This is a genomic window from Clostridium sp. YIM B02506, assembly GCF_022324845.1.
Taxonomy (GTDB): domain Bacteria; phylum Bacillota; class Clostridia; order Clostridiales; family Clostridiaceae; genus Clostridium_T; species Clostridium_T intestinale.
The window spans coordinates 68091-82144 of sequence record NZ_JAKGTG010000002.1 but is presented as its reverse complement, the minus strand read 5'-3'; the positions used below and the strand labels follow the sequence as shown (position 1 = coordinate 82144).

At 30.0% G+C, this 14054-nt stretch carries 15 protein-coding genes; 13 read left to right on the top strand and 2 right to left on the bottom strand.

Annotated features, from left to right (window positions below; all coding sequences use genetic code 11):
• Window positions 1-89 precede the first annotated feature (89 nt).
• Entirely contained in the window at window positions 90-611 is a 522-nt protein-coding gene (hpt, locus tag L1S49_RS02215; protein WP_021801272.1) for a hypoxanthine phosphoribosyltransferase, read from the bottom strand.
• Window positions 612-809: 198 nt separating this feature from the next.
• Between hpt and hflX the strand changes: the two genes are divergently transcribed.
• From hflX to L1S49_RS02150, 13 genes are all read left to right on the top strand, one after another.
• The gene (gene hflX / locus L1S49_RS02210; RefSeq protein ID WP_238902373.1) at window positions 810-2597 is read left to right on the top strand and encodes a GTPase HflX; all 1788 of its coding nucleotides are present in this window, start codon (window positions 810-812) and stop codon (window positions 2595-2597) included.
• A 65-nt stretch (window positions 2598-2662) separates the two neighbouring features.
• The gene (locus tag L1S49_RS02205) at window positions 2663-2884 is read left to right on the top strand and encodes a hypothetical protein (RefSeq protein ID WP_073020015.1); all 222 of its coding nucleotides are present in this window, start codon (window positions 2663-2665) and stop codon (window positions 2882-2884) included.
• Window positions 2885-2918: 34 nt separating this feature from the next.
• Entirely contained in the window at window positions 2919-3803 is an 885-nt protein-coding gene (locus L1S49_RS02200; protein ID WP_238902372.1) for a nucleotidyltransferase domain-containing protein, read from the top strand.
• 113 nt (window positions 3804-3916) lie between these two features.
• Window positions 3917-5323, top strand: a complete 1407-nt coding sequence (locus L1S49_RS02195) for a PLP-dependent aminotransferase family protein (protein WP_073020068.1) — start codon at window positions 3917-3919, stop codon at window positions 5321-5323.
• Between the two features lie 10 nt (window positions 5324-5333).
• Entirely contained in the window at window positions 5334-5984 is a 651-nt protein-coding gene (locus tag L1S49_RS02190) for a YigZ family protein (RefSeq protein WP_238902371.1), read from the top strand.
• 117 nt (window positions 5985-6101) lie between these two features.
• On the top strand, window positions 6102-6839 hold the full coding sequence (locus L1S49_RS02185) for a YebC/PmpR family DNA-binding transcriptional regulator (protein WP_073020012.1): 738 nt from the start codon (window positions 6102-6104) through the stop codon (window positions 6837-6839).
• Window positions 6840-7251: 412 nt separating this feature from the next.
• On the top strand, window positions 7252-8088 hold the full coding sequence (locus L1S49_RS02180; protein WP_238902370.1) for a deoxyribonuclease IV: 837 nt from the start codon (window positions 7252-7254) through the stop codon (window positions 8086-8088).
• An 86-nt stretch (window positions 8089-8174) separates the two neighbouring features.
• Entirely contained in the window at window positions 8175-8387 is a 213-nt protein-coding gene (locus L1S49_RS02175) for a hypothetical protein (RefSeq protein WP_073020010.1), read from the top strand.
• A gap of 146 nt (window positions 8388-8533) precedes the next feature.
• On the top strand, window positions 8534-8989 hold the full coding sequence (locus tag L1S49_RS02170) for a MarR family transcriptional regulator (protein WP_238902369.1): 456 nt from the start codon (window positions 8534-8536) through the stop codon (window positions 8987-8989).
• A complete protein-coding gene (locus tag L1S49_RS02165; RefSeq protein WP_238902616.1) occupies window positions 8982-10367 on the top strand; it encodes an MATE family efflux transporter in 1386 nt (461 codons plus the stop codon). Before L1S49_RS02170 ends, L1S49_RS02165 begins: the two co-directional genes overlap by 8 nt.
• Window positions 10368-10489: 122 nt before the next feature.
• Window positions 10490-10846, top strand: a complete 357-nt coding sequence (locus L1S49_RS02160) for a FlxA-like family protein (RefSeq protein ID WP_238902368.1) — start codon at window positions 10490-10492, stop codon at window positions 10844-10846.
• Between the two features lie 120 nt (window positions 10847-10966).
• Window positions 10967-11797, top strand: a complete 831-nt coding sequence (locus L1S49_RS02155; RefSeq protein WP_238902367.1) for a GDSL-type esterase/lipase family protein — start codon at window positions 10967-10969, stop codon at window positions 11795-11797.
• 149 nt (window positions 11798-11946) lie between these two features.
• Window positions 11947-12297 carry a helix-turn-helix domain-containing protein gene (locus tag L1S49_RS02150; protein ID WP_238902366.1) on the top strand — a complete coding sequence of 117 codons (351 nt, stop codon included), beginning with the start codon at window positions 11947-11949 and terminating at the stop codon, window positions 12295-12297.
• Between the two features lie 86 nt (window positions 12298-12383).
• Here L1S49_RS02150 and sulP read toward each other — a convergent pair whose 3' ends face one another.
• A complete protein-coding gene (sulP, locus tag L1S49_RS02145; protein WP_238902365.1) occupies window positions 12384-14024 on the bottom strand; it encodes a sulfate permease in 1641 nt (546 codons plus the stop codon).
• Between the last annotated feature and the right edge of the window lie 30 nt (window positions 14025-14054).

Here is a 14054-nt window from a genome sequence, read left to right as displayed (position 1 = left end):
TAAATCACCTAAAAAAATAATATATATTTATAATATTCATATAAATAGAAAAGGTATCACAAACTAAGTTTGTGATACCTAAATATGTATTATTCCCAGTTAAATACGTAAGGAACATTTCTATAGTAATTGCCATAATCTAATCCGAAGCCAACTACAAAAACATCTTCGATTTCAAAACATCTATAGTCAGGGTTTATATCAACCTTTCTTCTTGAAGGTTTATCTAATAAAACACAAGATTTTACTGATTTTGCTCCTAATGATTTAACATGGTTAACTATAAACTCCATTGTGTATCCTGTATCTACTATATCATCAACTATTAAAACATCATATCCTTCAATGTTATCAGGAATATCGTTAATAACCTTTACTTTACCTGTAGATTCTTCTGCGTGACCATAGCTTGATGTAGTCATAAAACCAACTTTAGTTTTAACATCTAAAGCTCTCACTAAATCAGCTGAAAATATAAAGCTTCCTCTCAAAAGTGATAGAACATATAGATTTTTATCTTTATATTCTTCTGAAAGCTCTTTTCCTAATTCCTTAATTCTTACGGAAATTTGTTCCTCCGAAATAAGTATATTTCTTTTTTTATCTTCCATGGTATCCTCCAACAATTAATATAGAATATTTAAAAATACTAAAATCATAATATCCATATTAACAATTTTTTTGCTATATTTCAACACCTACTATAATTTCATTCAAAATAGACAAACTAATATAGTTTACATCTACTATTATATAGTTTAAAATTACATTGAAAGTTTTAGCAATTAAAGAAAATGAGGTGAAATTTTATGATTTATGGAAATATTGAAGGAATTAAAAACTCTTATTTAAAAGAGTTAGAAGAAATATATAAATTAAAAGTTTTAAAGTATGAATATTGCTCTATGGAAATAATTGATACAATCTCAAGATTGACATCATTAGTTGAAAGAGAAATATCTGTAGGAATAGATAGAAGAGGAAACATAGTTTCAGTTGCAGTAGGTGACTCAAACTCGGTAGAACTTCCTATTATAGATATAAGTGAGAAGAAGTTAGCAGGAGTTAGAATAGTTCATACTCATCCTAATGGAAACTCGCACTTGTCTGCACTTGATGTAACTGCACTTTTAAAACTTAAACTAGATGCACTAGTTGCTGTAGGTGTAGTTGATGGTACGCCTAAAGAGGTATCTATAGGCTTTTGTGCAGTAGAGAATGATATTTTAATAGTTGAAACCATGTTAGGGTTAAACTTAAACGAAAGTTTTGACTTTAATATAGGAGAGAAAATTCAGAACTTAGAAACTGCTCTAAAGAGAAGTAATGTTGAAGAAGACTTAGCAGAAAGAGCTATACTTGTTGGTACAGATACAGAAGAAAGTTTAGATGAACTTGGTGAACTTGCTAAAGCTTGTGATATAACTGTCTTAAACAAGGTATTTCAAAATAGAGCTAAGATAGATGCAGCTTTGTTTATAGGAAGTGGAAAAGTTTCAGAGATTGCGAGTCTTAAACAAACTTTAAGAGCAAACTTGATAATCTTTGATGAAGAACTGTCTGGTTCTCAAGTTAGAAACTTAGAAGAAGCTATAGGAACTAAAGTTATAGATAGAACTACTTTAATACTTGAGATATTTGCAAGAAGAGCTAAAACTAGAGAAGCAAGAATTCAAGTAGAACTTGCACAACTTAAGTATAGAGCATCTAGACTATCAGGACTTGGAACTATACTATCTAGAACAGGTGGTGGAATAGGTACTAGGGGACCTGGAGAAAAGAAACTTGAAACTGATAGAAGACATATAAAAGAAAGAATCTATGACTTAGGTGATGAACTTAAAAAGATTAAGAAAAATAGAGAAGTTCAAAGAGAAAGAAGAGGAAAACAAAGTATACCTCAAGTTTCTCTAGTTGGTTATACTAATGCAGGGAAGTCAACACTTAGAAACACTTTGTGTGACATGGTATCAATAGGTGAAGGAAATAAAAAAGAAAAAGTATTTGAAGCTAATATGTTGTTTGCAACTTTAGATACTACAACTAGAGCTATAAACCTACTTGATAACAGACTAATAACTTTAACTGACACAGTTGGGTTTGTAAGAAAGCTTCCTCATGAACTAGTTGAAGCTTTTAAGTCAACCTTAGAAGAAGTTATATACTCTGACATGTTACTTCACGTAGTTGATGCAGCTTCAGATACAGCTAGAGAACAGATTAAAGCAGTTGAAGAAGTTTTAGCTGAACTTGGTGCAAGAGATAAAGATGGTTTCTTGGTACTAAACAAGATAGACTTAGCAAGTGAAGAAGCTCTTTCTGAACTAAGAGATGAGTTCTCAAACTATGAAATCATTGAGATATCTGCAAAACAAAAGATAAACTTAGATAAACTTCTATTAAAAATAGCTGATAAGTTACCTAACAAACTCAAACTTGCAGAGTTTATCATACCTTACGACCAAGGTGGTATAGTTTCATATCTTCACAATAACAGCAATGTACTTGAAGAAGATTATAAAGAAGAAGGAACTTACATCAAAGCAGAAGTAGATGATGAAGCTTACAACAAATATAGCGATCTTATCTTAAAATAATTAAATTATCCTTCCTGTATAAATGGTTTAATTTAGAATAAACTATGAAGCAGGAGGGATTTTTTATGGAGAAAATATGTCCTATATGTAACAAGATAATAAGTAGTACGATAAAGTGTGGGAAATGTGGAGGTTTAATGAATGACATTGGGAGAGAGCAGGAATATAGAGATCCCTATGGAAATAAGCAAGAGATAGAGTATATAAACTCTTGTTGTGTACACATATTTCACTGCGATAATTGTGGAGAAGAAGCAGAAAAAAGTATACAAGATTTGTACATATGATATATAATAAGCTTAAAATATTGGGGTGAGTTATATGAATACAAAGATTGTGGAATACCAGAAGGCTTTTTCAAGTATAAAAGAAGATTTAGAAAAAAATAAACATGTATTAGCAGTGTTAGCCTATGGCTCAATGGTAAGCGGCGATCTATGGGAAGGGTCTAATATAGATTTATTAGTAGTTATTGATAACTTAATCGATGATATAAAGGATATTAATTTAACTTTAAATGAAGTGCCTATTCATTTAAAACTTATATCTAAAAATACCTTAATAAATAATTCTAATAAAAAGATAGATGAGATATTAATAACTTCAAGACTTATAATATGTAATGATTTATCTATAAGAAAAATACATGATGAACTTAGATATGTACCAGATATAGAAAAAGAAAAAATGAATCTGGTTTATCTAGGAGAAACATTAAAAGCTATAAATGTACTTAATAAGTATTTATATAATAATAGAAGATATACAGCCTTTGAACTGTCTTTAAAGGCTATGGAGTCCTTTGCCAAGCTGTACATAAACAATAATGGATATTTAGTAAGTAAAGACTCTATAAACATGGCAATAAGTTTAAATGATTCTTTTAAAGAAATAGTAGACAAGATTTTCTTTGAGCAGGTTAATAAGGAAGAAGCAATTAAAGAAATGATTACGTACATAAAAAACTATTTAAATGTGAATTTAAAACAGTCTTCAAGGATTTTAATAGATTATATAAAAGATAAGGATAACTGGGTTACGCCTCAGCTTTTAAAGGAAGAAGAGTTATTCAAAGGTCTATATATAAACATGGAAGTTATATTAAATGAGTTATATAAAAACAAGATTTTAAATAGAAGAATTTTAGAACAAAGTTTAAATGGTTTTAGATATAAGGAAAATGTATATTATTATAACAACATTTAGTTAGTTGAGAACTGAAAATTGAGAGTTGAGAATTGATTGAGAAATTCAGCTTTGCTGGATTTTTTCACTGTAATTTATAGAGTATTAACTCTCAACTAAAAAATGGAGGAGAAATGAAAAAGTTCTTAGTTGAGTTTGATGAAGATATCTCTAAGTATATACAAATCTCTGAACATATAAAAAAGTTAATAGAGTTTGGGAAGATAAAAGATGGAACTAAACTGCCTACCATAAGAGAACTTTCTAATTTTCTTGAAGTGAATAATGTAACTATAGTAAGTGCTTATAAAAAACTTCAAGCTGATGGATACGCTATTATGAAAATAGGAAGTGGAACCTATGCTAGAAAAAAAGAGGCAATTAAGAGTTTTCAAAAAGAATATAATAAAACTTTCAAACTGTTAAATGCAGGTTCATTAAGAGAGTATATAGATTTTACAGGGGAGACTACATCATCTTCCTTTTTTCCAGTTAAGGATTTACAAATGGTTATAAATGAGGTTTTTGATAGAGATGGAGCGGAGGCTTTATTATATCAAGATGTTTTGGGTTATGATAAACTTAGAGAAGAAATAAGTAAAAACTTTTGGAATGGCAGGGTTAAAAAAGAAGACATACTTATAGTTTCTGGAGCCCAGCAAGGAATAGATATAGCTTCAAAGGCCATCTTAAATGTAAATGACAAGGTAGTTGTTGAGAACCCAACCTATGGAGGAGCTCTTTCTGTATTTAGATGGAAAAGAGCAGAAGTTATAGAAGTTCCAATTGAGAAAGATGGAATGGATTTAGAGAAACTAGAAAAGATACTGAAAAAAGAAAAAATAAAATTCATGTATATAATGAGTTATTTTCAGAATCCAACAGGAATTAGTTACTCAAATGAAAAAAAACTAAAACTTATAGAATTGTCTAATATTTATGACTTTTACATATTAGAGGATGACTATTTATCAGAACTAATTTATGATGATAATTTGCAATATAAACCATTAAAGGCGTATGATATTTATGATAGAGTAATATATATTAAGAGTTTCTCAAAGATTTTTATGCCAGGAATAAGAATAGGGTATGTAATAGCACCAGAAAAGTTTAAAGAAAGTATGTATATCTCTAAAATAAATACAGATATATCTACCTCATCTTTAATGCAAAGGGCCTTGGAGCGTTACATAGTGCATAACTATTGGAAAAGGCATATAGAATATTTAAATGGAGAGTATAAGTCTAGATATTTACATATGAAAAGTATATTAGATGAGAAATTCAAAGATATAGTTGAGTACATAGATCCAAAAGGGGGATTAAACTTTTTCTTAAAGGTTTTAGAAAAAGATTCTCCAAGTTCACGAAAGCTTTTTTCTATACTTAAGAAAGAAAAGATACTAATATCGCCAGGAGCCTTATTTTATAAAAAAGAAGTAGATGGGGACGATTTTTTTAGAATAGGTTTCTCTCAAACAACCCACGATAAAATAGATGAGGGAATGGAGAAAATATTAAAAGAATTACAGCAATAGGGGGAAAAGCATGTCTTATTTAACAATTAAAAGACAATCAAAGGATGATTTTGAAGAAAAGAAATCTCAATTTATAGGTCACATAAAAAGAGTTGAAACAGAAGAAGAAGCAAAAGCATTTGTGCAGGAAATAAAGGGTCAGCACAAAATGGCTACACATAACTGCTGGGCTTATGTAATAGGAGAAAATATGAATATTCAAAGATATTCTGATGATGGTGAACCTCAAGGAACAGCAGGAATACCTATTTTAGAGGTAATTAAAAAAACAGGCATAGTAGATTGTGCTATAGTGGTTACTAGGTATTTTGGAGGTGTATTATTAGGGGCTGGAGGATTAACAAGAGCCTATACTAAAGGTGCTTCCATAGCAATAAAGGCTGGAGGAATGGTAGAAAAAGTTAAGGGTGTTCCCTTAACTATAGATATAAATTATGATTTAATAGGTAAAATTCAATATATATGTGGAGAAAATAACTGGAATATAGAAGATTCAGAGTATGGAGAAAATGTAAAAGTTCATCTGCTATTAGAATTAGAGGAAGCAGAAAAAGCAATACAAGAAATAACTGAAGCAACTAATGGAAAAGCAGTTATCAAAAAGAGTGATGAAGGAATATTCTTTAAAGAAGAATATAGACTTTTGAAAAGTTTAGAATAGATATATGGCTAAATTACCCACTTCAAGTTGCAGATGGAATTTATGCTATGTTATAATGGTTTAGGATATTGACCTTAAGGGTTAACATATAAGGGAACAAAGTTAGGAGGAAATATAATGTCAGGACATTCAAAGTGGCATAATATACAAGCTAAAAAAGGCAAAACAGATGCTAAAAGAGGAAAAATATTCACAAAGATAGGTAAAGAAATAGCTGTTAGCGTTAAAAATGGTGGAGCTAATCCAGAAACTAATGCTAGACTAAGAGATGCTGTAGCAAAAGCAAAAGCAGAGAATATGCCTAGTGATAATATACAAAGAGCTATTAAAAAAGCTTCAGGAGAACTTGGTTCAGTAAACTATGAAACAATAGTTTATGAAGGATATGGTCCATCAGGAGTAGCTGTTATAGTTGAAACTCTAACAGATAACAAAAATAGATCTGCTGGTAATGTAAGAAGTGCCTTCACAAAAGGTGGCGGAAACATGGGAGCAAGCGGATGTGTTGGATTCATGTTCCAAGAAAAAGGTGAAATAGTTATAGAAAAAGAAGACAAAGATGAAGATGAAATCATGATGTTAGCTTTAGACTCAGGTGCTGAAGATTTTTCATCAGAAGAGGAAGTTTTTGTAATAACAACTGCACCAGATGACTTTAGTACAGTTAGAGAAGCCTTAGAAGCAGAAGGTTTAGAATTCTTAGAAGCAGCTGTAAAAATGATACCAGATACATATACAGCAATTAATGAAGATGATGCTAAGAAGTTCCAAAAGATGCTTGACTTACTTGAAGATGACGATGATGTTCAAGAAGTTTACCACAATGCTGAGTTCCCAGATGGATGGGAAGGGTAGGCTAGTATTTTCAAGGGTTTAGAAGGAATACAGATTGATAGTGAAATGAGTTTTGACTACGGTATACGTACGAAAAAACTATTTGACTATGATAAATGAAAAATAATCAAGTTCCTACACTATGATATACGTAAAATCACTCTAAAGGTTGTATAAAACAACTGGAGGAGTGATTTTTTTATTAAATACAGAAATAATTTAATAAAAAAAATAGGAAGGCATTAGTGTGGACGGTGATAAAAATGGAATAGGATGCCTTCCTTTAAAGTATTTGATGATAAATTAATTATAATTTGATTTAGTTAAATAATGAAGTTAAGTTTTGTAAAAACCATGTAAACTAACAAAGTTAGAATAGTATTTATGAAGTTGAAAACACTAGCTATATATAGTGAAAATAAAGGAGACTTTTATGTTATATATAGGGCCACATATGACAACAGCTAAAGGTTATGCAAGGGCTGCCAAGGATATTATAGAAATGGAGGCTAATGTTTTTCAGTTTTTCAGCAGAAATCCTAGGGGATCAAATTTCAGAGCTTATAATGAAAAAGATGTTAATGAATTTCAGAAATTAAGAGAAGAGTATAAGTTTGGACCACTACAAGCACATGCACCTTATACTATGAATCTTGGTAGTAGTGATGAAGGCGTGTATGAGTTTGGTAGGACTGTTATTAAAGAAGATATACACAGAATGAATGACCTAGGAATTGAATTTTTTGTTTTTCATCCAGGTAGTCATACAGGTTTAGGAATTGAAGCTTCAATAAATAAAATAGCTAATGCTCTTAATGAATCAATAAAAGGTAATGAAAAAATCAAGATTTTACTTGAAACTATGCCTGGAAAAGGAACTGAAGTTGGCTTTAGATTTGAACATTTAAAGAGCATAATAGATAAAATAATTTATAAGGAAAAGATAGGGGTATGTATGGACTTATGCCATGTATTTTCTGCTGGATATGATATAAAAAACAATATCTATGAAGTTATGGAAGAGTTTGACAAGATAATAGGAATAGATAGACTAAAAACAATTCATCTAAATGACAGTTTAATGCCTTTTGGTGATAGAAAAGACAGACATGTACCTGTTGGTGAAGGAAATATAGGACTAGATTCAATAATAAAAATAATGGAGCATCCATATATAAAAACTTTACCTTTTTATGCTGAAACACCATTAGATAATGAAGGTCACAAAAGAGAAATAAAAATGATAAAAGAAAAATTAAATTATTTTTAAAAATATGTAATCGATTAAAGGATTTTCTAATAGTTTATAGAATATAATATATATAACTAAAAATTATGTGTTGAGGTGTTGTGATGATGAATCTAATAGAAGCAGTTGAAAGTGGTCACGAGCAAGGGTTTAAAGTTGTTTTTAATGCTAATTTTATTAATTCTAGTAACAATGACGTACAAAATGTTAAAGTAAGATATTATGAAGGAAGAAGTAAAAAAGAAGATTTTGTAATTCAAGACACAATGGAAAATATAATAAGTCAACAAATTTATTTAATAAGCAAAAAAAATAGTTAATATTTAAGGTTATTTCTTAAGGGTTTTAAGAAATAACCTTTTTAGTTACTTTTTATTTATTAAAAAATATACTTGTAAATAAATTGTTAATAATTTATACTATAATGGTTGTGTGTGCAACTATTATTTTTTTAAAGGTGGATAAAATGCAAAAAAATATTGATAGCATTGGAAGATATATTTCTATATTGTATAGATCAGGAGCTATGTATTTTAATAAAAATTTTAATAGTGGAAATATAGGTAGTGGACAATATACATTTTTACTTTTTCTTGAAAACAATGAAGGTGTAACTCAGGAAGAAATGACTTGTAAATTAATTATAGATAAAGGAACAACCGCTAAAGCCTTAAAAAAGCTTGAAGAAGAAGGTTTAGTAAAAAGATCTGTAGATGAAAATGATAAACGAGCTTACAGAGTTTATTTAACTGCTGATGGGAAAGATATTATTAAGGATATAAGAAATGTTTTACTAGAGTGGAATGATATATTAACATCAGATTTTACTGAAGAGGAAAAGAAAATGGCATTAGATCTTCTCCAGAGAATGGTGGAGAACAAAAAGAAAAAAAGATCAAAGGAGATTACAAATGATAGATAGAGAAAAACGACTGGCAAATGAAAATATATTAAAATTACTTATAAGCTTCTCTATACCAGCTATTATAGGAATGCTTGTAAATGCATTATATAATGTAGTGGATAGAATCTATATTGGGCAGATGGAGGGTGTAGGACAACTTGCTTTAACAGGAGTTGGATTAAGCTTCCCTATTATGACTGTAGTTATAGCTTTCGCTATGCTTACAGGAGTTGGTGCATCAGCAAATATATCAATTAAATTAGGGCAAAGAAAAAAAGATGAAGCAGAACATATATTAGGGAATGCACTTTCCCTTTCAATAATATTTTCTATTTTAATAACTATAGTAGGACTTTTATATAAAGATAAACTTTTAATGATGTTTGGTGCAAGCGAAAGTACTTTTGGTTACGCTAGTGATTATCTTGGAATAATTTTACTTGGAACAATATTCAGTCTTACGTCCTTTAGTTTAAATCACTGCATTAGAGCTGAGGGAAATCCTAAAAGAGCAGCTTCCACAATGTTAGTTGGAGCAGTACTTAACACTATTTTAGATCCTATATTTATTTTTACTTTTGGCATGGGAGTAAAAGGAGCGGCATTAGCAACAATAATATCCCAAGCCGTCTCAACTATTTGGGTTTTAAGTTATTTTTTAAAAGGGCAAAGTAGTTTAAAATTAAAAGTAAGTAACTTAAAACTAGATATGAATATAGTTAAAACAATTTTTGCTATAGGAGTTTCTCCTTTTTCAATGCAAATGGCAGCAAGTGTGGTATCAATAACTGCAAATACAGCACTTAAGACTTACGGTGGAGATGTAGCAATAGGTGCCATGACAGTAGTAAACAGTGTAGTTACTTTAATTGTTATGCCTTTGTTTGGAATAAATCAAGGATATCAGCCGATAATTGGATTTAATTATGGAGCGAAAGCTTATAAAAGAGTACTAGATACATTAAAGTATGCTATTATAGGAGCTACAATAATTGTTGTTATGGGCTTTATAGGAGTTCAAGCATTTGCACCACAAATTATTAAACTCTTCAATAAAGATCCAGAACTTGTTGCAGTAGCATCACATGGTATAAGAATATTCTTATCAATGCTTCCTATAATAGGATTCCAAATTATAAGCGGTAACTATTTTCAAAGCGTTGGTAAAGCAAAAATATCTATGTTTTTAAGTTTGCTTAGACAAGTTATTCTTTTAATACCTTTATATTTAATACTTCCAAGAATGTTAAATAGCATAACTGGAGTTTGGCTTGCAGGACCAATAGCAGATGGTACATCCTCAATTATAACTGCGATATTCCTATTTAGAGAGTTAAGACTTTTAACTAAAGCACATGAAAAAGTTGAACTAGAAGCAGAGGCGGAAGTTGTATAACTAGTTGGTGAGAATTAGATTATGTCACACAATATTCACATATTTTTACCATAATATCTTGATTTTTTTATTTTATTATTAAAATAAGAGGTTGCATAAAATAACAAGGGGTGGTCAAAAAAATGAATGTTGGTTCGATTTCTAATGCTTCAACTAGTACATATAAAGCTTCAGATAGCAGTTTAGAAGCATTAAAAAAGCAAAGAGAAAGTCTTCAGCAACAGCTTTTACAAGTGAATTCAAGTAAGTTAGATGATAAAACAAAACAAGAAAAAGTTGAGCAGCTACAACAACAAATAGAGCAGATTGATGCTCAAATACAGCAAAAGGAAGCTCAAAGCAGTAGCAACAGTAATGCTACTCAAAAAGTATCAGAAGTTTCTTCTCAAGGTAAAAATAATGTTTCCACATTAAAAAGTAATGAGGAAGAATCTTCTTATGAAAAAACACAAGGAACATTAATAGACGCCTTTGCATAAAATTATCTATAGAAAAATCATTTTGAAACCTCGGTTTTGAAATGATTTTTTGTTATTGAGGTTTAAAAAACTTCCATAAATGATATAATAATAGTAATTATAGTTGATGGAGGAAAAAGTGTGAAGAATAAGAAATGGATTTTATTAGTAATATTATTATCTATAGTTACAATATTAACTGTAGTTTTTGGCATGTATAGTTTTAACAAAAAAACAAAGATAGTGCCAGTAGCATCTAACATACCAGTAAAGGAAGAGCCTAAAGAAGAAGTAATAACTAAATCTATAAAAGGTGCTAAGGTTGTTGCTTTAGGCGATAATATTACATATGGAGAGAATTTTCAAGCAGGAAATAAGTTATGGACTGATTTATTAAAGGAAAGATTTAGTTTAGAACTTACAAATGCAGGGGTTAATGGGAATACATCTACCCAAGGTTTAGAAAGATTAAATAAAGATGTTTTAGAAAAAAATCCTGACTTTGTAGTAATTAATTTTGGATTAAATGATCATTATTTTGTAGATAAGAATAAAGAAAATGTTCCTTTAGATAAATTTAAAAGTAATCTGGAGTCTATGGTTAAACAAATAAAAGAAAAGAAAGCTATTCCTATTTTAGTTGCTCCTAACAAAGTTATTGAAGGAAATAAAGGCAATGGTAACATGGGTGGAAATGCAAATTACTATTACAAAAAACATCCTGCTAATTGGTATAATGAAGTTGGTGGAGCAAATGCTCAGCTAAAAAAATATTGTGATGCAATTAAAGAAGTTGCAGAAAAGAATAAAGTCGGATATGTGGACATGTATGCTGAAAGTGAAAAACAAGAACTTTATACAATGTTAAGAAGTAAGATGAACTCTAACTTAGAAGATGGTGTTAACTTAAGCACTGAAGGGGCCAAGCTATACGCTCAAGTTATTGGGGATTATTTAGACGCTAATTATTAAGTGAAACTTGATTTAGATGAGGGTTTATCCTTATCTAAATCTTAGTTGAACTTATCTAGGGTCTAGCCACTGTTATATCCCATCCTTTGTTAGGCTTGTATATAACAGTGGCTAGACATCAGATAAATAAGTATAAAAGGGGTATTTTTATGAGGGACAAGTTATTAGCAATTTCAATAATAGTTTTATCATTTTCTTTAATAATTGCAGCTTCAATTATAGGAAGAGCTATAAAAACCGCACCAGTAAGTTATTTCCCAAATAGTTTGAATGTTGCTTTACAACAGCAACAACATCAAAATACAGAAGAAAAAGCCTATAATTTAAAAACAGCGTCGGAGTATTTAGGTATAGTAGAGTTTCAACTTAAACAGATTATAGAAGATGAAAATAATGATTTACCATATAAGAAAATTGGAGAGACTTATATATTTAGTAAAAATGCTTTAGATAAGTGGCTTGAGTCAGGATCAACAAAAATAAACTACTCAGGTTCTTAAAGAATTTAGTTAAAAATAAAAATGGCTGTGGAGCTAGATTAGCTCCACAGCCATTTTAACGATATTATATTTAGAAACATAGCTTATTAAGCTGTATGATAATTCGATTGATTAATGACATCATTTAAACTTACACAAACATTCTTATTACCTATTTTATCTACAAATCCGTATTTCTTTAGTGTATTTAAAGGTTGAGGTTGGACATTAAGTAATAGAAGTTTTGTATTTTGTTTATTACATATATCTAAGAGCATTTCAAAAGAATGATATGCTGTAGAATCCATAATAGGAACTTTGTCCATTTTAATTATAAGTATTTTTGGCATGGAGGAAATATCTCTAATAGCTGATATGAATTTATCTGTCGCACCAAAGAAAAATGGTCCATTTATTTCATACATAGCAACATCCTCAGGATATTTTAGAGTGTTTTTTATTTCTAATAAGTCAACACTATCTATATCATCTATAATAGACTTTACACTAGTAAATTCAGCCATTTTTCTCATGAATAATAAGGATGAGAGAACTACTCCAACACCTATAGCAAATACTAGGTCAAAGAAAACCGTCAATAAAAATGTAACTATAAAGATTAAGCTATCACTTTTAGGGGCTTTTAGTAAGTTTTTAAATGCGTCCCATTCACCCATGTTGTATGATACCATAACTAATATTGCTGCTAGAGATGCCATAGGAATTAACTTAACATAGGGCATAAATAAAAACATTATTAGTAAAAGTATAACTGAATGAACCATTCCAGCAACAGGAGTTCTGCCGCCATTTTTTATATTAGCAGCTGTTCTTGCTATAGCTCCAGTTACAGGTATTCCTCCAAATAATCCAGAAAAGATATTTGCAAAACCTTGAGCAACCAATTCCATATTAGATCTATGACGCCCATCTATCATGTTATCAGCAACAACTGCAGAAAGTAGAGACTCGACAGCAGCAAGGATAGCTATTGTTAGTGCTGGGAAAACCAAGTTGAGTATAGTAGACAAATTTACACTTGGAATAGAAAGTGATGGTAGAGAAGAGGATAAATTACCAAAAACACTACCTATGGTTGGTGTATCTAAATTAAAAGTTAATGTTATTACTGTTGTTAATATAATTGCTAAAAAAGCAGAGGGTATTTTTTTGTTAATTTTAGGCCAAAAAATTATACAACCCAAGGTTAATAATGATATTAATAAACTTTGAGGATTAAAGGTGTTGAGATTTTTAAAATATGCTCCCCACTTATGTATAAACTCTGAAGGAACTGATTTTATAGATAGTCCTAAGAAATCCTTTATTTGAGTTGAGAATATTACTACTGCAATTCCACTTGTGAAACCTGAAGTTATAGATGCCGGTATAAATCTAATAAGACTTCCTAACTTAAGAAATCCCATAATAGTTAAGAAAAGTCCTGCCATAATGGTTGATATTATAAGACCATCTAATCCATACTTCTCAATTATTCCATAGACTATTATTACAAAGGCTCCAGTTGGACCTCCAATTTGTACTTTACTTCCACCTAAAAAGGAAACAATAAATCCACCAATAATTGCAGTGTATAAGCCTTTTTCAGGTGATACACCAGAGGCTATAGCTAGGGCTATAGAAAGAGGAAGTGCTATTATTGCTACTATAATTCCAGAGGATAAATCCTTTAGGAATTGTTGTTTATTATAATTTTTTATACAGGTAAATAATTTTGGTACTAACAAGATATCATCTCCATTTATTATTAGCATTCG